The organism is Brevibacillus sp. SYP-B805 (genome assembly GCF_011059135.1).
Taxonomy (GTDB): Bacteria; Bacillota; Bacilli; order Brevibacillales; family Brevibacillaceae; genus Brevibacillus_F.
The window spans coordinates 419849-438264 of sequence record NZ_JAALGD010000001.1 but is presented as its reverse complement, the minus strand read 5'-3'; the positions used below and the strand labels follow the sequence as shown (position 1 = coordinate 438264).

The 18416-nt window shown below is 49.6% G+C and carries 17 protein-coding genes and 1 pseudogene; 7 read left to right on the top strand and 11 right to left on the bottom strand.

Annotation, left to right across the window (positions count from 1 at the left end):
• Positions 1-43 precede the first annotated feature (43 nt).
• The 3 genes from G3578_RS02210 to G3578_RS02200 all read right to left on the bottom strand — a co-directional run bounded on the left by G3578_RS02210 (position 44) and on the right by G3578_RS02200 (position 2071).
• A complete protein-coding gene (locus G3578_RS02210) occupies positions 44-1162 on the bottom strand; it encodes an alpha-hydroxy-acid oxidizing protein (RefSeq protein WP_241254401.1) in 1119 nt (372 codons plus the stop codon).
• 74 nt (positions 1163-1236) lie between these two features.
• Positions 1237-1527: a c-type cytochrome gene (locus tag G3578_RS20825; RefSeq protein ID WP_165208160.1), complete on the bottom strand. Its 291-nt coding sequence runs from the start codon at positions 1525-1527 to the stop codon at positions 1237-1239.
• A 94-nt stretch (positions 1528-1621) separates the two neighbouring features.
• Positions 1622-2071 carry a YhcN/YlaJ family sporulation lipoprotein gene (locus G3578_RS02200; RefSeq protein ID WP_165208158.1) on the bottom strand — a complete coding sequence of 150 codons (450 nt, stop codon included), beginning with the start codon at positions 2069-2071 and terminating at the stop codon, positions 1622-1624.
• A gap of 266 nt (positions 2072-2337) precedes the next feature.
• Between G3578_RS02200 and G3578_RS02195 the strand changes: the two genes are divergently transcribed.
• Positions 2338-3150 carry a polysaccharide deacetylase family protein gene (locus G3578_RS02195; RefSeq protein WP_165208156.1) on the top strand — a complete coding sequence of 271 codons (813 nt, stop codon included), beginning with the start codon at positions 2338-2340 and terminating at the stop codon, positions 3148-3150.
• 61 nt (positions 3151-3211) lie between these two features.
• Here G3578_RS02195 and G3578_RS02190 read toward each other — a convergent pair whose 3' ends face one another.
• A complete protein-coding gene (locus tag G3578_RS02190; protein WP_165208154.1) occupies positions 3212-4297 on the bottom strand; it encodes an S-layer homology domain-containing protein in 1086 nt (361 codons plus the stop codon).
• 207 nt (positions 4298-4504) lie between these two features.
• Positions 4505-4762, bottom strand: a complete 258-nt coding sequence (locus G3578_RS02185; protein WP_165208152.1) for a WGxxGxxG family protein — start codon at positions 4760-4762, stop codon at positions 4505-4507.
• A gap of 358 nt (positions 4763-5120) precedes the next feature.
• Between G3578_RS02185 and G3578_RS02180 the strand changes: the two genes are divergently transcribed.
• Positions 5121-5678, top strand: coding sequence for a DUF3231 family protein (locus G3578_RS02180; protein ID WP_165208150.1), 558 nt, complete (start codon positions 5121-5123; stop codon positions 5676-5678).
• Positions 5679-5800: 122 nt separating this feature from the next.
• Here G3578_RS02180 and G3578_RS02175 read toward each other — a convergent pair.
• Positions 5801-6152 (bottom strand): annotated as a pseudogene (locus tag G3578_RS02175) (DUF4931 domain-containing protein); the annotation flags it as partial.
• A 176-nt stretch (positions 6153-6328) separates the two neighbouring features.
• Here G3578_RS02175 and G3578_RS02170 point away from each other — a divergent pair.
• Together G3578_RS02170 and G3578_RS02165 are read left to right on the top strand one after the other, a co-directional pair.
• Positions 6329-6604 (top strand): hypothetical protein, encoded by a 276-nt coding sequence (locus G3578_RS02170; RefSeq protein ID WP_165208148.1) that lies wholly within the window; start codon positions 6329-6331, stop codon positions 6602-6604.
• Positions 6605-6646: 42 nt separating this feature from the next.
• Positions 6647-7003 (top strand): hypothetical protein, encoded by a 357-nt coding sequence (locus G3578_RS02165; RefSeq protein ID WP_206529406.1) that lies wholly within the window; start codon positions 6647-6649, stop codon positions 7001-7003.
• 154 nt (positions 7004-7157) lie between these two features.
• Here the strand turns inward: G3578_RS02165 and G3578_RS02160 are convergent, their stop codons facing one another.
• From G3578_RS02160 to G3578_RS02145, 4 genes are read right to left on the bottom strand one after another with little or no spacing between them, the layout of a single operon-like run.
• A complete protein-coding gene (locus tag G3578_RS02160; protein WP_165208146.1) occupies positions 7158-8489 on the bottom strand; it encodes an MFS transporter in 1332 nt (443 codons plus the stop codon).
• Positions 8490-8533: 44 nt separating this feature from the next.
• Positions 8534-9286, bottom strand: coding sequence for an HpcH/HpaI aldolase family protein (locus tag G3578_RS02155; RefSeq protein WP_165208144.1), 753 nt, complete (start codon positions 9284-9286; stop codon positions 8534-8536).
• A 16-nt stretch (positions 9287-9302) separates the two neighbouring features.
• Complete coding sequence (locus tag G3578_RS02150; RefSeq protein ID WP_165208142.1) at positions 9303-9641, bottom strand: cupin domain-containing protein; 339 nt, start codon at positions 9639-9641, stop codon at positions 9303-9305.
• Positions 9642-9699: 58 nt separating this feature from the next.
• Complete coding sequence (locus tag G3578_RS02145; RefSeq protein WP_165208140.1) at positions 9700-10590, bottom strand: DUF6282 family protein; 891 nt, start codon at positions 10588-10590, stop codon at positions 9700-9702.
• Positions 10591-10897: 307 nt separating this feature from the next.
• Between G3578_RS02145 and G3578_RS02140 the strand changes: the two genes are divergently transcribed.
• The 3 genes from G3578_RS02140 to G3578_RS02130 all read left to right on the top strand — a co-directional run bounded on the left by G3578_RS02140 (position 10898) and on the right by G3578_RS02130 (position 16947).
• Entirely contained in the window at positions 10898-11575 is a 678-nt protein-coding gene (locus G3578_RS02140) for a GntR family transcriptional regulator (RefSeq protein WP_165208138.1), read from the top strand.
• Positions 11576-11778: 203 nt separating this feature from the next.
• Positions 11779-15276, top strand: a complete 3498-nt coding sequence (locus G3578_RS02135; RefSeq protein WP_206529405.1) for a BadF/BadG/BcrA/BcrD ATPase family protein — start codon at positions 11779-11781, stop codon at positions 15274-15276.
• A 27-nt stretch (positions 15277-15303) separates the two neighbouring features.
• A complete protein-coding gene (locus G3578_RS02130; RefSeq protein ID WP_165208136.1) occupies positions 15304-16947 on the top strand; it encodes a 2-hydroxyglutaryl-CoA dehydratase in 1644 nt (547 codons plus the stop codon).
• Between the two features lie 127 nt (positions 16948-17074).
• Here the strand turns inward: G3578_RS02130 and hcp are convergent, their stop codons facing one another.
• A complete protein-coding gene (hcp, locus tag G3578_RS02125; RefSeq protein WP_165208134.1) occupies positions 17075-18367 on the bottom strand; it encodes a hydroxylamine reductase in 1293 nt (430 codons plus the stop codon).
• Positions 18368-18416: the final 49 nt, after the last annotated feature.

The window sequence follows — 18416 nt, the reverse complement described above, 5'->3', positions numbered from 1 at the left end:
TTTCGCCACAGCATATGTGCGTGCACCCAAAGGGGTACCTGCCTTACCGCCTGGTCAGGAGGGAACGATTCAATTCCGCCAACGACCTGATCCCGCAGTTTGCCATCGTCAGATGAAGATCGGTCAGCAAATTTTCGATAACCCGCCGAACTCCCTCCTCACCTGCCACAGCCAATCCATAGATGTAAGGCCGGCCGATCAGGACGGCCGTTGCGCCCAGCGCGATCGCCTTGATCACATCCGCTCCACCGCGAACGCCGCTGTCCATCAGCACGGGAATCCGTCCTCGAACGATGTCAATGATATCGGGGAGTACGTCTAAAGCAGCCACTTCGCCATCCACTTGCCTGCCCCCGTGATTCGAGACAATGATGCCGTCTGCGCCGTGTTGCACGGCCAGTTCCGCATCACGGGGTTGGAGAATCCCTTTGAGCAGGAACGGCAGCCTGGTATGACGCCGCAAAAATGGAAGGTCTCGCCATGTAAGTCCGGGATGGAAAAACATGCTCCCGAACAAAGCGATCGCCGCATTCCAATCCTCCTCCGGCGGTTTTTTCAGCTTCGAACGGAAAACCGGGTCTGTCACAAAATTGGCGATCCCCTCCCCTTTCAGAAAAGGATTATAGGCATTTCGCACGTCCCTTTCCCGCCAGCCGTATACGGGCAAGTCAAGGGTGACGACAACAGCGGAGTAACCTGCCGCTTCCGCCCGACGAAGCAGGCTTGCCGCCACGTCAGGGGCATTGGGCCAAAAAAACTGAAACCAGCGCGGGGCCCTGCCCATTGCAGCGGCAACTTCTTCGAGCGGCCTGGAAGAAACGGTACTGATTGTAAACGGCACGCCCAGCGCCGCAGCAGCCCGGGCCGAAGCCAGTTCTCCCTGGGGATGGGCAATTCCCTGTATGCTGAGGGGAGCAAGCAGAATGGGGGCGGGAAATGTCTGGCCGAACAAGGTCACCCGCGCATCCCGTGTCGAAACGTCCCGCAGCATAAAAGGCTGAATCCGCCAGCTTCGAAACGCTTCCCTGTTCCTCCGGATGGTCTCCTCAGCGCCTGCACCACCAGCAATATAGTCGAACGGCCCTTTCGCCAACACCCCCCTCGCCCGAGACTCCCATTCTTCAAATGAAACGGGAAGCGGCTGTTCTTTTGTTTCATTCATGTCCATCCCTCTCTCCATGGTGGCAGCAGCCTATCTTTCCCCAGAATATGTACGGCGTCCTTGAAGGGTTTCCCTCACTTTTTCGCAAACAGCCATTCAGCGAGTACCTGAATGGTCCCGGCGTCCAATTGGGTGCGAAATGCCGGCATGAGTACCCCTCCGTTTTGGATTTGCCGGACGATCTGCGCTTTTGTTTTTCGGGAACCGACATGGGAAAGTGCGGGGCCGAATCCTCCCTCCAAAGCCGGTCCGTGACAAATCATGCAGTTGTTTCGGTACGCCAGTTCCGCTTTGGCAGAATCGCCGACTTCCTGTGACGGGAATGTCCACATCACGGCCAGCAGCAGAGGAGCCACAACTTTCACAACAGTTTCCTCCTTATTGGTTTGTGGTGTGTCCAAAACGGTTTAACCCCCGGTTCACCGGGGGTGATTCGTTGTATCCTAGCTTTTTTCAGTCCTATCCTTTCATCTGCTGTTCAATTTTCTTGATCTTTTTCTTTTGTTTGCACGCTTCTTCTTTTTTGGTGCTCCAGGGGGTTTCGCTCAGTTTTTGCAGCTCATCGATTAACTTCTTATCGGATGTAACATGAATATTGGTTTTCGGAAACGCCGATTTTAATTTTTTTGCTACGTCTTTTCGGATTGATTCCAGGCGAAGGCGATTAAAGTTGCTCACCTGGATGGCGACGTCCAATTCATTGTCGATCTGCACGGCAACAGCTCTGTCAATGCCGCCTACACGTTCTGCAATCGCTTTCGCTTTCTGTTCCGAATCAAAGTGGCGGACCGGTGTCGGTATACATTGGGGATCTTCTGCAGCAGACTTTGTTTTTGTTTGTGGACCGGACTGCTGGGTGCAGCCGGTGAACAAAAAGAACAGGGACAAAACCAAAAGGATGGTACGCAAGTCAATAACCTCCCGACGGCGATTTACGTACCTGTAGCGTTTCCCCTTCTCTTGGTTTGTATGATTAGGAAATCTTGCATAACCGGTCACCGCAAAAGTAAAAACCGCCTCTGCTTCAGCAGGGACGGCGTGGCTGTATGGCAGTTATTCAGATAATGAGGTTCGCAACGAGCTGCTTATCATGCTCAAGCGATCGAAAAAATGGCATTGATTTCAACTGTTTTTTTCGCCTTATTGACCAACAATTTGGGGGAGGTGGTGTAACGATGATCAAACATCTTGGCACATACGTGTGCTCTCTCTTGGCAGGCGTTTGGCTCATTTTTCCAATCGCGCATCTCTCTCAGAAAACTCTTGAAACAAGGTTTTCCTACGCCAATCATGATCTCATGCAAACCGCCATTCAACTTAACCGATCGGAACCTGTTCCCGTATTGATGTACCACTCCATCTCATTTGAAAAAAGTCCTCTTTGCGTGAGCCCGAAACAGTTTGAAATACAACTCCGCAACTTGTTGAAACACGGATTTACCCCCATAACCGCACGCGACTTATTTCGGGCTTGGGACACGGGAATGAAGCTGCCTTCTCGCCCTGTTGTGCTCACTTTTGACGACGGTTACCAAGACAACTATACGCATGCCTTTCCCATCCTGAAAAAATACAAGGCGAAAGCCACTCTGTTCGTCATTACGGGAAGTATCGGGAAACCCCGTTACCTGAATTGGGGTCAACTGGAAATCATGGAACGCAGTGGACTGGTGGATGTGGAATCCCATACGGTTACCCATCCGGATGTGCGCCACCTCACAAGAAAACAGTTTTATTATGAGTTGGCGGAATCCAAACGGGTGTTAGAAACGCGCTTGCACAAAAAAGTTTGCATGTTTGCCTATCCCTACGGAAAATACACAAAAAAATGGTTTCCTGTTCTCTCGGCAATGGGGTACCAAGCAGCTTTTACTACAAAAAACCGACTGACTGAGTATGCTCAGGGGCGCTACAGTCTGAAGCGCCTGCGAGTGTTCCCCCATGATACGTTTTCGCATTTCCCTTTCGAGGATCGAGTTGACTTTTGACGCCGGTCCCACTCCTGTCTACAACCAGCAAATCCCCTCGAAAAATGGGTGCCAGGTATGATTAAAAAGGCTCGGTTTGATCGGGAAGATAGCGGATGAGATGTTCTTCGCCCATTCCTTTCCGAATGGATTCATGGGCAACCATGGATGCTTCCTCAACCCACCCGAACGACCAATGGGATCGAGGCACATCCGGAAAATGCTGCACCACTTTCCTCTCTCCATCCACCAAAGGACCCCGGTAGAGGGCAACGCTGATTAATTTGGCTGCTGTCTGGCGTTCTGTATAGCCGTTCGGAAGAAACTTTTTATCATTGATTCCGTCGATGAAATCTAACTTTTTCGCGGTGGCAATAAAATTTCCTGCCCAATGTTTCGTGGTATCTGTAAAACCTTCCAATGGTACGGGCCGGACGCCTCTTAATCTCAACACCAGTGTTACCAATTCCGCACGCGATATGGGGTCATCCGGATGGAAAAATCGATTGTTTCCGTTCATATATCCGGCATTCGTGACTTGGGAGATGTATCGGTAGGCCCAGTGATCGGAGGGTACATCTTGATAAAGCTGTTTCGAGGTGGATCCTTTTAAATTTTTGATGCGGGCAATAATGGCTGCGGTTTCCGCACGTGTTAGATAGGACCGGGGATGAAATTTACCATCCGGATATCCGACAAAAAAAGGTTGATGGATTTCCTTGCCTACTCGGACATACACTTTGTTGGTTATATCTTTTACATTGCCGTCATACCCGTAATCGCAAAAAAGTTCAAATACGGTATCTGCTTTTACGTTATCCTTCACCTTTAAATTGAAGTGTATCACCCCTGCGCTCTTTGCTTTCACATTAGATACTTTCCATTGAAGAAGCCGTTCTTTCACATTCCACTCGGCGCCTGTCACACCCTTCACATCAAGCCCATTGGGAACTTTCACTTTGAGCCATTCCTGCGAAATGTTTTTGTTTGTCACGTTGTGATAGAGAATATGAAAAGAAAGTGTGCCGCCGCTGCCAACATGCTCCTGATGACTAACCAATTGCACATCTAATGGTTTTTCTTTTGCCAGCGTAACACCCGACGGAAAAAACGAAATGGCAGCCATCAGTACGACCAACAAGAAATACCCGAGTTGTTGTACATACATCAATCCACATCCCTCCATTTTTTCTCAATTGTTATCCGCGCACATTCCCAGGTGTCAAAAATGAAAGGACTGTGATTACGAATAGCATTACCACTTTGACGAATCATGAGTTGTCCAAAGTTTCGAGCGAATCAACAATGGGCTCCATAACAAGGGTAGAAGTAAACAACCCGCCTCCGAACTTAGTGGAGGCGGGTTTAACATCTTTTACCGTGAATTTGGATTTTGATTCCTATTTCTCCCCATTAACCCTGCGAGACCAGCGAGGCCGAGCAAACCTACCCAACCCCAATCTGTACGATTAGTGGCGGTAGTTCTGTAACCTAGATTACCTGTTATTCCTCCAGAGGTACCTGTAGTTCCAGCTCCTCCCACCCCAGCACCACCTGTTTCAGCATAAACCGTTAACCCCATTGAGAAAACCAATACCAACACGAGAACTATTGTGTTTATCTTTTTCAGCATGTATGAACCCCCTTACTTCGTATTGACAATAATTTCTCCTCTGAATACGTTTCTTATACAAATCGCTGCGAAAAAAAAGCTCGCAACACAATCTTTACAATATAAACCGGCCCGTGAATCAAAGGTAAGACAAAGTATGATGTCCAACTTGGCAACAGTGCCGTGTGTATGTGATGCGATTTGCAGTTCCAGATTGGTCGATACGTCGAGACGACCAACTTATAGGACATTCATCTATTGGTGTCTTTTTCTCATTTTCATGCGCGAGTCCCGCTATGTATAAAATTCCCATCATAAATTTTCGAACTCCCTGCAGAAGATATATTTGGGCCAAATCTTTAAGGTTAGGAGAACCCAAATGGATCTTACAACTCTTATCAATACCGGGAGGACGGTTATGGGAATTTTAAGCGGAAATCCACAAAACGAGCCAATGCATTACGGTGAAGTCTTTGGGGTTTGGAGTTACCTTACAGTATCGAAAGGATTGCTCGCAGAATATCAAACGTTTATTAACCACACTGGCGACAAGGATTTGCGGACATTCCTGGAGGACTTGACGCAAAGCATGAAACAGGAAATTGAGCAGATTGAAAATTTACTGAAAACCAACGGCATTGGGCTGCCCCCCTCTCCGCCGGAACGTCCGACGGCAGCGTTGGAAAGCATCCCTGTTGGGGCAAGGTTCAATGATCCGGAAATTGCTGCTCGCGTAACGTTAGATATGGCTGCTGGATTAGTATCTTGCAGTCAGATCATGGGACAGTCAATTCGTGAAGATATCGGGATGATGTTTGGTCAATTTCATATCACAAAAGCCCAATACGGTGCGAGACTGTTGCGAATCAACAAGGAGAAGGGCTGGCTGGTTCCGCCGCCACTACATGTACAAACACCCGAACCTGCTCACGTATAATGATGTCCAAGACGGCTGCCCAAAATTTTGGGTGGCCTATTTTCTGTTTCCATCTTGCTTGATAACGAGATATTTTTCCTGAATGTCGCGAACCACTTCATCCAGGTTGTTGGAAACCTGAGGATCGTTCCCCCGGAAAGCGGACCATGGTTTTTGAAAAAGAGTACGGAGCGATATTCACCGCTCCCTTCCATTTCCAGCCATTTCTCCACACCAAACCTGATCAGTTCATGCAATGCTCCTTCGCATAGGTCGATAGCTCACCATCACACTCATCCGTTTCGATCAGCACGGTGGGAAATGTCTCTCTTCCAGCACCGGGAACTTGTTTAGCAATAGAATCATCGGGCCGCGTTCTTCCATGATGCCTTCCAATTGGTTCCGGTCGCAAAACGGGCAGGACGTGCTTCGATTCACGATGTTTTCCGGCTTTTGCCGGCCGATCACGGTGTTAAAAATAAGATGTGATTGCATCCATGTCCCCTGCTTTCATCAAAAACTATCCTTTTTTTACTTTATAACGAATTTTGGCCAACTTTCATTATCTTTTTGGTTTAACCCGATCCCATTTCACCATTTATGGGCTTTCGAATATGATACAAAAGCTGCTCCCATTTTTTATCAACTTTTCAACGTCCGGGGTGTATCACATGGGTAACAACGATGTCGGGAAAAACCTAATAAATGTTGCTGTTTGGTTGACGGTATTGGCAGATCTCATGTCAGCCATAGGAACCACAGTCTCAGCAGAACAGACCGATTCTGCTCCTGCTCCTGCGAATAACATGCAGGGACAATTGAATGATCTACAAAAACAATTGCATATTCAAAAAAAACAAATTCAAAAGCAGCAGATACAGTTTCAACTTTTACAAATGCAACAGGATCTCAAAGAGCTTGAACAACATGTAAAACAAAAAAACTAGTCATTGGACCTGACAATCATTAATGCGAAGAAGGGGATTCCTATGTCATCTAAAGATGATGATGTAGCAGTTATTGCGTTGTGGATCATAGCAATTGGTTTTTTCATTCTGGCAGTCGATAAAACAACCAGATTAGGTAAAAACACGAGGCCGTCACTCACTGTACCAATCACTGTGGAAAAGTGTCCCCCGCAGAATCAGGAAGATAAGCAGTTTGAACAAATTCAGCAGCAATTACGACAACTGAAAGATGGCTTAGAGAATATCAAGAAAATCTGTAAAACAGAGAACCGAAACAAGGACCGGAGATCTATCAGCAACATTGACACATCAATCAGCAACATTGACAAATCAATCAGCAACATTGACACATCAAATCGAGAAAATCATGAAGAATAATAGTTTCCGCAGGCGTTACCCACGCAAGTACATTTTCTTTGTGTGAAAGGATGTAGCATGCGTAGACAAGGTTCTCTTGGCTAGCGGCCTGCTGCTTGTGGGACCCGGGCTGTTCCACACCCACTTGATGTCGAAAAAAAGGGCAGCGTGCCTTTTAAAAATCAACATCTTTCGTTTCAGGTCCAAGCATTGCTCCTATGGTAATACATAAACCACCTATCACGAGAATTACAATCGGCGTGTACACATACGGCATAAAGTTTTGTAAACCAAGCATGAAAAATGGAGTAAGCGCCGGAATAATTAAAGCAAGGCTGTAGCCAACTCCGTATCCGGATGCTCGAACACCTGTATGGAAACGCTCTGTGATATAGGAAGTCAAAACCCCAAACACGGGAATGACAAGCGAATTCACAAGCACTACGAGAACGGTTAACGTTAAGGTATCTTGATAGCCACTGCTCAAAAGATAGTAAAAGAGCACAGGCGATACGGTAAAGCCTAATACGCCAAAGATGATGAGAACCGCTTTTCTCCCGATTTTCTGGCTGATCGCGCCCGCAAGTATGAAGAGTACGAACATGATGATGTTAGTTACAAGCTGGGCATTGGTAGAGACCATACTGTCCACCTTTAACATTTTCAGCATGCCGGGAAGGGAGGAAATAATCGCATTCGTCACAAACCAGACGCCGCTCATGACGAGAAAAACCTGTCCAAGATGCGCAAGATTTTGTTTGCTGAACAAATCTTTCAGTGGATTCTCTGCCTTTTTGGCCTCTTTCCACACTTCCGATTCCGGCACCTTGTAGTAGGAGTACAGGAACAGGGCAAAGGACAGCGCAGCACCGAACACAAAGGGAACTCGCCAACCCCATACCGCATAAGCGGAGTTGGCATCCCCTGCCGGGAAAAGCTTCAAGGTAGCCATGGTCACAATCGACACAATGATGGTTCCTGCGGGAAAACCCGCGTTGATAAATCCGCCATACATGCCCCTTTTCTCTTTCGGAGAATATTCCATCGCCAGGGGATTGGCGGAGGTGTATTCGCCCCCCATAAATATCCCGGCCAACAAGCGGAGAACAGCCATGGTGATGATACCGCCAAGCCCCCACGCCGCATATCCGGGCAGGAGCGCAATCAACAAGGTGGAAATGGCGATTCCCAAAATCGAGATTAAGGTGGTTTTGCGTCTCCCGATCTTGTCCCCAAAATAGCCAAAAATAACAGAGCCGACGGGTCGTCCGATCAGTGACAGGACAAAGACGACAAAATATAGCGTCGTTGAAACGGTAGGCGGCAGATCAGCCGGCTGAAAATATGCCATCGCAGGGGCCAACGCAATGATCGGCAAGTACACGTCAATCATATCAACCGTAAATCCAAAAAATGCCGCCAAGAGCGTTTTTTTGCCCTCCCCGCTTAGCTGGCTGCCCTGCAAGCCGTTGGCAGCAATCACATTGTTTGAAACAACCTTCCCCATGTGCAATCCTCCCTTGACATTCGACTCATGCGATGCATGAAATCCTATCGATTTTGAAGCAATGCTGTTTTCTTGACGACTTCTTCCGCCGATTGCTTAAACATCGCGACATCTGACGACCAGACAATGTAGGGAATCTGATGCTGCACGGCAAATCGGTACTGCTCCTCATTCGACACGGCGATGCCTGTTTTTTTGCCGTGCCGGCGGCAGACATCGAGAATGTGCCGGACAGGACCGGCCAGTTCCCCGTTGATAAAGTCCGCATTCGTCCCCAAAGAGATGCTGAGGTCAACAGGTCCGATAAAGACAACATCCAGCCCTGCAACCTGACAAATCTCCTCGACTTGTTCGAAAGCGCTTGCAGTTTCGATATGAATGACGATGGTGCTTCGCTCATTCGCTTCCCGGAGATAATTCCCGGGGGTAAAGCCAAACCGGGCTGCGCGGTGCGCATAGGTGACGCCTCTTGATCCTTGGGGTGGATACTTCGCCTTGTCCACCACATCCCGAACATCATCAGCCCCGCTGATTTGCGGGACCTGTATGCCTGCTGACCCCATATCCAGTGCGCGCAGAATGGCGCTTCTGCTTGCTTCCGGAATGCGCACAATGCTGTTCATCCCGTGCAGTTCAGCCACACGCACCATTTGTTCGACCTGGGAGAATTGCAATGCGGTATGCTCCATATCGATAATGATGAAATCAAATCCCGCCATGCCCAGCATCTCGATGATTTCCGGAGAATTGATCTTGACGAACGTCCCCAATTGCGGCGTCTCCAAGCGCTTCTTCAATGTCCGATTCTCCATGTTACGCATCATATTCAGCTCGTTTCGGCGTAAAGATATCGAGGTTGTATACGGGCTCGTCCCCGATTACTTCCGCGTAATGCTCCACATTTGGCGGAACTACAAGAAGGCCGCCCGCTTCCAGGAGAACGGTTTGATCGGCAACATGGAAGTTTACCTTGCCGCTCAGAATATATACAATTTGCTCGTATGCATGGCTATGCGGCTTGGGTTCATGCCCGGGCTGCAGCACATGCAGGGCCAGCGTGGCCCCCTCCCCACTGAAAGCCTTCCGTGTCACACCTTCCCGCACAAACACTTCCTGTAATGTATTCCAGTTGGCAGCTTTGATGTTAAGCATGCTTATACCCTCCTGTGATCTGCGTGATGACTGCTTTTCAAACGACAGCGGGAATGGCTCAACCTTCCACCAAAAATGTTGTGTTTTCTACGGCCATTTTTCGAATCTCTTCCTTGGTAAAGCCGTTGTCCAGCAGGTTTTTCACAAAGGTTTCCAACCCTTCATCCGGGTAAGGATTGTTCACTTGTCCCAGGTCGCTTGAGAGAATCGAATGCTCCGGCCCCACAAAGCGGATCATCTCGTAAAGAGATTCCCAATCAGTGCCATAGGTTGGCGTGATGACACCAAAGCATTGCTCCATGACGGCGCCGAGCTGCGCCAACTCTTTTTGTTCCTCTTTGGTAAGGCTTACAGAAGAAAAGGTAGGATGGGTAACCACCACTTTTTGCAATCCCCTGTCCCTTGCCTCCTTCACCAGGGCGAAAATCTCCGGTTTTCCTAGATGGCCGGTCGCCAGAATTAGATCGCGGTGGGCGATGATATCCAAAACCTCCTGAATCTCATCCGTCAATTTTCCGTCTTTCAGAATGGTAATGCCAGCCTGCGTTTTCCCCTGTTGATTCAGTTCCAATTGCACTTTCGCCCACGGCGGCAGTTCGCCATAGCTGTTTTTTTGAAGCAAAAAGGCAAGCTCATTGGCAGCATCAAACGTCGGCATCCAAACGATCTTGGCTCCGTCACGCGCAGCCATCTCCACCGCCAGCGGATTAATGCCGCCAACCGGGTAGTTAAGCGTAATGGCGCCGACAGGATTCAAGGCGGGATACAGCTTTTTCACCAATCTGGCTCTTTCAGCCGTACAGAAATAATGTGATTTGATCCCGAATCCTTTCATGCCTATTTTTTGAATACGTTCTGCCATCTCAAGGTCATCCAGCTTTCGGTCATTAATGTCGGGACCTGTGTGGACATGAAGATCATAAGCTCCTTCCAGCAGTTCCGTGTACATCGTACCATCTCGCTTTCTGGTTGTTGTGAAGCTGAACACGCCAATTTTTGATATAATATATTATAGAATTATATATAATTTAATCTACGGGTATATATTATATGAATTGTCTAAATTATTCAAGTGCTTTTTTTTAACCGTCATCGGCCGGATTTACCCCGAAATCGATTGTCTTTGAATGGAAATTGTACAAAAAAGCGAAGATAATATATAATATCATACACAAATGATATAGATTTGCCGGATCTTGCCCTCCGGAATATAAGAAAGAAATCGTTGATAACGCGTAAGGGAGCTGCTTAAGCACATGACCATCCGTGACTTTGAAAGGAATACAAAATCAGATAAAGTCTATGAATATTTGAAAGAAAAAATATTAACCGGCGCCTATAAACCGGGTGAGCGCCTTGTCATACGCGAAGTTTCCCGACAGTTAGGCGTTAGTGATATTCCCGTTCGCGAAGCAATCAAAAAACTTGCAGCCGATGGATTGCTGGAATTGAAGTCCCATAGCGGCGCTCGTATTGCGCCTTTAAACATCAAGAATCTGGAAGAAATTTTCCTTATCCGTGTCGAACTGGAGACCCTCGCTACGCGTCTCGCCGTAAATGCAGCGACACCCGAGGAAATCGACCAACTGGATAGTTACGTTCAGAAAATGGATGACAGTATTCGGCGTAATGACATCGCGAAATATACAAAGTACAACCGGGAATTTCACCGGTTGCTTTACCGCAGTTCTCATTCGCCCATTCTTGCAGAAATCATTGAAAATTTATTTGTGAGAAGTGAAAACTCGAAACTGATTTTCTATCATGATCCTTCGCGACTGCGCAGTTCAAATGAAGGACATCGGGCCATCGTGGAAGCGATACGTGCCAAAGACGAGAAAAAAGCGGCAGAAATCATCCGTACGCAAAAGGAAGACGGTTTTAAAGTCGTTTTAAACGCGCTGAGGCTGTCAAAGACGCTTCTTGGCGGCTAGTCACCAAACAAAAGTGCTGTATGAATCTCACTGCGTGCAGAACAGGTACCAATGGTACAAGGTCTGCACGCTTTTTTGTTTCATCTTCGCAGCGGGGAAGCATGTGGCGGACCAGTACTGTCCAGAGAACATTCCGGATTATAAAAGTTGCTAAGTAAGGATATACCAATATATATGATTACCCTTGTAAACGGAGTGATTTCATGGAAATTAACATCAAGCAGAAAGAATCATTCATTATCGGTATTGACGTTGGTTCGACGACCGTTAAAGCTACCGTGGTAAATCCCCGGAATCGGGAAATCCTTTGGTCGGACTATCAGCGTCACCATACGAAGCAGGCCGAAAAGGTTCTCGAATTCTTAATTGAGATCGGAAATGCGTTTTCCCATGTCAAACAGGAAAACATTCGCGTATTTATGACAGGTTCCGGCAGCGGCCCCATTGCCGAACATATCGGGGCGAAATTTGTGCAGGAAGTAAATGCCGTCACCATGGCGGTAGAGCACCTCCATCCCGATGTGGGCAGCGTCATTGAACTGGGCGGGCAGGATGCCAAAATCATTATTTTCAAGGAAAACAAGGAAACCGGGGACAAGCAGGCGCTTACTTCCATGAATGATAAGTGCGCGTCCGGCACCGGCGCCACCATTGACAAATGCATGATCAAAGTGGGAATGCCGATTGAAGAAGTCGGCCGACTGCACTTTGACGATTCCAAACTGCACCATGTGGCCGCGAAATGCGGGGTATTTGCCGAGACGGATATTGTCAATCTGGTCAAAAGCGGGATCCCCTCTTCAGAAATTATGTGTTCCCTGGCGGATGCCATTGTCATGCAAAACCTGTCCGTGCTCACCCGCGGAAATACACTGCGACACCGTGTTCTGCTGCTCGGCGGTCCGAATACCTATTTGCCTTTCCTGCAAGAGTGCTGGCGGAAGCGCATACCTGAAACCTGGCGGGAACGGGGTTACGACTATCCGAAAGACATGCCCATTGAGGAGCTGATTTTCGTACCCGAAAACTCCCAGTACTATGCCGCGTATGGGGCCGTCATGTACGGCATGCACGAACCTGCCGATGTGGGCTGCTACTTGGGCTTGGAAGGCTTGAAGGAATTTATCGCCCACGGCCGCAAATCGAGACTCGGCGAAAATGCTGGTCCGCCTCTCGTGGTCGGCGGCACGGAGTTGGAAAGGTTCAAACGTTTGTACAGCATCCCCCGCTTTACGCCGGCTGTTTTCAAGCCGGGTGACAAGGTAAGAGCCGTCATCGGCCTTGACGGCGGTTCCACTTCCTCAAAAGCGGTTTTGGTCGATGAGGGCGGGAACATCTTGCTGAAGGAATACCAGCTTTCCAAAGGCAATCCGCTCGAAGACACGAAAGAGATGCTGAAGCGGATCCGCGACAAGGTTCAAGGCGAAGGTGCCGAGCTGGAAATCATCGGGTTTGGCGCTACCGGTTATGCGGCGGATGTCCTGGAGAAAACGCTGCATGCGGATGTCAATATTGTGGAGACGGTCGCCCACATGATGAGCGCCGTCCATCAGTTCGGCGACATTGACGTCATCTGCGACATCGGCGGCCAGGATATCAAGGTCCTTTTTCTGAAAAACGGGGATATCCGCAACTTCAGACTGTCCAATCAATGTTCGGCCGGGAACGGGATGCTGCTGCAGGCGATGGCCGACCAGTTTGGCATCCCGATTCAGGAGTACGCGGAAACGGCTTTCAAGGCGGAGCTGACACCAAAATTTTCATACGGGTGCGCCGTATTTTTGGATGCGGATCGGGTTAATTTCCAGAAGGAGGGCTATTCCAAGGAAGAATTGTTGGCCGGCTTGGCGCTCGTGCTGCCGAAAAACGTCTGGCAATACGTGGTGCAAATTCCGCGCATGGCGGAACTGGGGCGCAAATTTGTGCTGCAGGGAGGCACGCAGTACAACTTGGCCGCGGTAAAGGCACAGGTCGATTACATCAAGGAGAGGGTTCCCGATGCGGAAGTGTTCGTTCATCCCCATCCCGGTGAAGCGGGAGCGATCGGAGCCGCCATGGAAACGCTGCGTGTCGTGAAACGCCGCGGCTATTCGACGTTCCTTGGTCTGGATGCGGCGATCAACCTGCGCTATGTCACGCGCAACGACGAATCCACCCGCTGCTCGTTCTGCCCCAACCACTGCAGCCGCACCTTTATCGATTCGCAGACGCCGGACGGACAAACGGCCCGATACATATCCGGCTTCAGCTGTGAAAAGGGGACGGTAGAAGACAAAGAAGCCGTGGTCAAATTGGTCAAGGAACGAAACGAGCTGAAAAAACATTATCCGAACCTGGTCGACTATGAAGCCCGCCGCATGTTTCAGCACTTCTATGACCCGGATCCGCTGCCGGAGCCGGATACGGTGGTGAACGACATCCGCCTTGCCCGCAGTTGGTTCGGCGGCGTCCGAAAAACGGCTTACCGGCGGTCGTTCCAACGGTCAGCCGCAGAAGCCGCGGAACGGCGGAAAACGATCCGGATCGGCATCCCACGTGTGCTCAACATCTGGTCTACTGCCCCGTTCTGGCGGACGTATTTCGAAACACTCGGGGTGGATCAGCGAAACATCGTGTTCAGCGATTTTACCAGCGAGGAAATGTGGCAGGAAGGGGGAAAATACGGATCAATCGATCCTTGCTACCCTTCCAAAGTGGCACAGGCCCATATCCACAACCTGCTGTTCAAGCACCATGAGCAAAAGCCGCTGGATTACATCTTCTTCCCGTGCATCACCCATATTCCCACCCATCTTCAAAATGTGATGGATTCCGCCAGCTGTCCGATCGTTGCCGGCGCCCCCAATGTGATCAAGGCTGCCTTCACAAAGGAAATCGACTTCTTCGCGACAAAAGGAGTGGCCTATCTGGATCCGGCGGTCACCTTTACCGAAGTCAACCTGATGAAAAAGCAGCTGTACGAAGCATTTCGCGAGCACCTGCAGATGACGGAGGACGAAAGCGATTTTGCCGTGGATCAGGGTTGGAAAGCGATGGAGCTGTTCGATGCCGAAATGCAGGAAAAAGGACGGATGATCCTGGAGCAGGTAGAAAAGGAAAACCGCCTCGCCATTCTGATGATCGGACGGCCGTATCACTCGGACCCGGGTCTCAATCATGGGGTATTGGAAGAGTTTCAAGTGTTGGGTTATCCCATTCTCTCCATGCGCTCCATCCCGAAAGATGAAGCCTGGCTGCGCCGCTTCTTCCGCGATGATCTCAAAAGCGGTCGTGTCGAGTATGCACTGGAAGTTACCGATGTATGGCCGGAAAACTTCAGTTCCAACAGCGTCCAAAAAGTGTGGGCGGCCAAATTCGCTGCCCGCCATCCCCATGTGGCCGTGTTGGATTTGTCCAGCTTTAAATGCGGGCATGACGCTCCAACCTACGGATTGATCGACTCGATCATTTCGACGGCGGGTACTCCCTACTCGGCCCTGCATGACATCGACGCCAACAAACCGAGCGGCTCCATCAAAATCCGCGTCAAGACCTATGCCCACAGCTTGAGTCTCCATGAGGAGAGATTGCAGGATTTGGCCCGCAAAAAAGCGGAGCTGCAGCAGCGTCTGGAGGAAAAACGCGCGCAGCTGCTGAACCGGCGACCGGTTGAACAACCCGTGTTCTATGAGGAACGCATGGCTTCACAAACAGGCAATTAGCACATGTCAAAACAAGGAGGGTCCAACATGTCTGTGACAATGAGTGACAAGCAATCCCAAAACGGCCAATTCCATGAGGACGAATTGGTCACATTTCAAGCCGAATTGGAAAAAGAGCTGGGGCTGTCTCAAGAGAAAAAGGAACAATGGTTTGATCCGGTCCCCCGCCAATTTTTGGCGAAAGACCGCGCAAGCACGACGATCCTTTTCGGAGGGCTGACGATGGCCCACGATTATCTGGTTGAGGGAGCCCTCAGCGGATTGGGATATAAGGTAAAACACCTGGATTGCCCGGATACCGAATCGCTCCGGTTCGGCAAAGAATTCGGGAACCGGGGCCAATGCAACCCGACGTACTTCACGGTGGGCAATCTGATCAAATACCTGCATCATCTGCGCGATGTAGAAGGAAAATCGAAAGAGGAAATCGTCAGCAACTATCTGTTCGTCACCAGCGGCTCCTGTGGTCCCTGCCGCTTCGGAACGTATGTCACGGAGTACCGGAAAGCGCTGCGCGATGCGGGATTTGACGGTTTTCGCGTCCTCTTGTTCCAGCAGCAAAGCGGGTTGAAACAGGCAACAGGGGGCGATTCCGCCCTCAAATTGGACAGTTCGTTTTTTATCAGCTTTTTGAAGGCCGTGCTGCTGGGAGACATTTTGAATGCGTTGGGCTACCGGATTCGTCCTTACGAAGTGGTGCCGGGATCAACGGACGCCGCGCTTGAACGCTGCAAACGAATGCTCTACGATGCCCTGAGCCGGCGAAAGTATCTGATGCCGGTATTATGGAAATGCCAGAAGGAACTGCAAGCCGTTCGGGTGGATCGAACCCGGGTCAAACCGAAAGTCAGCATTATCGGCGAGTTTTGGGCCATGACCACAGAGGGAGACGGCAACTACCAGCTGCAGCGTTTCCTGGAAAACGAAGGCGCGGAGGTCGATGTGCAGTCGGTTACGGCCTGGATCCTGTATCTCATCTGGGAAGGCCGTTACGATACGATGAAGCGGATGTACCTGCGGGAAGCGGACTCCGGACGTTACGGATTGAAAGGAAAAAACCCGGTCATGCGTTTGCGCCTGCTCAAATTGGCGGACCGCGTCATCCGCGTCTGGTTCCAAACCTATGCCCACGCTCTCGGCCTGTACGGGTACCACCTGCCCGACATGGATGAAATCGCTCGTGTGGCCCATCGCCACTATAACAACCATTTGCGCGGCGGCGAGGGGCATATGGAAGTGGGGAAGCTCATCCTGAACGTAGCCAAACGAAAAGCAAACATGACCGTCTCCGTCAAACCGTTCGGCTGCATGCCCTCTTCCGGCGTATCCGACGGGGTTCAATCATTGATCACGGAGAAATATCCCGATGCCATCTTTCTCCCGATTGAAACGACTGGAGACGGTGCGATCAACGTATACAGCCGGGTGCAGATGATGCTGTTCAAAGCAAAACAGGCGGCGCAGAAGGAGTTTGACGAAGCATTGGCCAAAAAAGGCGTGACGGTTGAACAGCTGCGCCACTTGTCCGGCCGTGCAAAAATCGTCCGTCCGCTGCACGCAAGCCGCCACGTCGTCGCTTGCACGGCGGCAAATCTCGTTTATGACATCCGCGGTTTTGGCAACGTCTTCTCCTTCCGGCGCAGCAAGCAGGAGATGGAGGGGGCACACTGAGAAACATGTAGGAAGTCCCCGATATCGGGGTGGTACAAAACAAGGACGTGACTGGCATGATCGTTCACAGCGATCAGGATTCCAGTTCACGTCCCACTTTTGTGCCGAATCAGCAAGTCCCGAAGGGTTAATTGATTCCCAGCATTTGTTTCATATCCTCCTGGGCATCGCCGATCAACTGGATATGGAACAAGTCTTGCAGCACTTGCAGAACCCCAGGCTGAATGAACTCAGGCAATTTCGGGCCGATCCGGATATCTTTGATCCCCAGGCTAAACAAACCGAGAAGGATCGCGACTGCTTTTTGTTCAAACCAGGATAGAACGATGCTTAACGGCAATTCATTTACATCGCACTCAAACGCTTCAGCCAGCGCTGCTGCAATTTTAATGGTAGAAATGGAATTATTGCACTGTCCCAAATCGATATATCTTGGGATGTTGGTACCCGGCACAGTGCCGTAATCCACATCGTTAAAGCGGAACTTTCCGCAGGAAGTAGTAAGAATGACCGTTTCTTGAGGCAAAGATGTTGCCAATTCACGGTAATAGTCACCACCCTTGCCGGGAGCGTCACATCCGGCGATGACAAAGAAGCGTTTAATTTTCCCTTCCTTAACCGCCTGTACAATCTCAGGTGCAATCCCTATTACCGTTTCGTGGTGGAATCCCGTCGTCAACGTCTGTTCCGATTCTATGGAAACATCCGGCAGAGATAATGCTTTTTCAATCAGAGGCATAAAGTTGTCATTCTCGATTTTCGTTACATTCTCCAAGCCTGCAACATCATAAGAAAAGAAGCGATCGGCGTAGGTACCTTTGATTGGCATCACACAGTTTGTCGTTGCCAGGATTGCGCCGGGAAACTCCTCAAACAACCGGCGTTGGTCGTACCAGGCTTTCCCGATGTTTCCTTTCAGATGGGGATATTTTTTCAGTGCAGGGTAGCCATGCGCGGGAAGCATCTCGGAATGGGTGTAGATATTGATTCCTTTCCCTTCTGTTTGTTTCAACAGCTCTTCTAATGCATACAGGTTGTGCCCTGTAACAACGATACATTTTCCTTCTATTTTATTTTGGGAGACAGTGATCGGCTGCGGAATGCCGAAATGTTCCGTATGAGCTTTATCCAACAGCTCCATCACCTTGATCGCCGCTTTCCCCACCTTCATGGCCATCTGCAAATGCTCTTCCAGGTTAAAATTCACATTGGTCAACGTAAAATAAAGGGCTTCCTGCGTAATTCCGTCCACTTCCGGATCAATATACCCAAGTTGACGAGCATGGGTCGCATAGGCAGCAATTCCTTTTAAAGCAAAAATAATGGTATCCTGAATACTCGCAAGTTCTTCATTTTTTCCACAAACACCGATAACCTTGCAGCCGCCCGGCGCAGTCTGTTCACACTGATAGCAAAACATCGGCCCATCCACTCCTTCTGTTTAAGATGTCGTGTTGATTATAAGGGGA

What these genes read in the sequence shown, in the direction of transcription:
- G3578_RS02130 (WP_165208136.1), top strand. Translation starts at nt 15,304, where the DNA reads ATGTCTGTGACAATGAGTGACAAGCAATCCCAAAACGGCCAATTCCAT.
- G3578_RS02160 (WP_165208146.1), bottom strand. Translation starts at nt 8,489, where the DNA reads ATGGGGAAGGTTGTTTCAAACAATGTGATTGCTGCCAACGGCTTGCAG.
- G3578_RS02135 (WP_206529405.1), top strand. Translation starts at nt 11,779, where the DNA reads ATGGAAATTAACATCAAGCAGAAAGAATCATTCATTATCGGTATTGAC.
- G3578_RS02170 (WP_165208148.1), top strand. Translation starts at nt 6,329, where the DNA reads ATGGGTAACAACGATGTCGGGAAAAACCTAATAAATGTTGCTGTTTGG.
- G3578_RS02165 (WP_206529406.1), top strand. Translation starts at nt 6,647, where the DNA reads ATGTCATCTAAAGATGATGATGTAGCAGTTATTGCGTTGTGGATCATA.
- G3578_RS02150 (WP_165208142.1), bottom strand. Translation starts at nt 9,641, where the DNA reads ATGCTTAACATCAAAGCTGCCAACTGGAATACATTACAGGAAGTGTTT.
- G3578_RS02185 (WP_165208152.1), bottom strand. Translation starts at nt 4,762, where the DNA reads ATGCTGAAAAAGATAAACACAATAGTTCTCGTGTTGGTATTGGTTTTC.
- G3578_RS02210 (WP_241254401.1), bottom strand. Translation starts at nt 1,162, where the DNA reads ATGAATGAAACAAAAGAACAGCCGCTTCCCGTTTCATTTGAAGAATGG.
- hcp (WP_165208134.1), bottom strand. Translation starts at nt 18,367, where the DNA reads ATGTTTTGCTATCAGTGTGAACAGACTGCGCCGGGCGGCTGCAAGGTT.
- G3578_RS02190 (WP_165208154.1), bottom strand. Translation starts at nt 4,297, where the DNA reads ATGTATGTACAACAACTCGGGTATTTCTTGTTGGTCGTACTGATGGCT.
- G3578_RS02145 (WP_165208140.1), bottom strand. Translation starts at nt 10,590, where the DNA reads ATGTACACGGAACTGCTGGAAGGAGCTTATGATCTTCATGTCCACACA.
- G3578_RS02195 (WP_165208156.1), top strand. Translation starts at nt 2,338, where the DNA reads ATGATCAAACATCTTGGCACATACGTGTGCTCTCTCTTGGCAGGCGTT.
- G3578_RS02180 (WP_165208150.1), top strand. Translation starts at nt 5,121, where the DNA reads ATGGATCTTACAACTCTTATCAATACCGGGAGGACGGTTATGGGAATT.
- G3578_RS02140 (WP_165208138.1), top strand. Translation starts at nt 10,898, where the DNA reads ATGACCATCCGTGACTTTGAAAGGAATACAAAATCAGATAAAGTCTAT.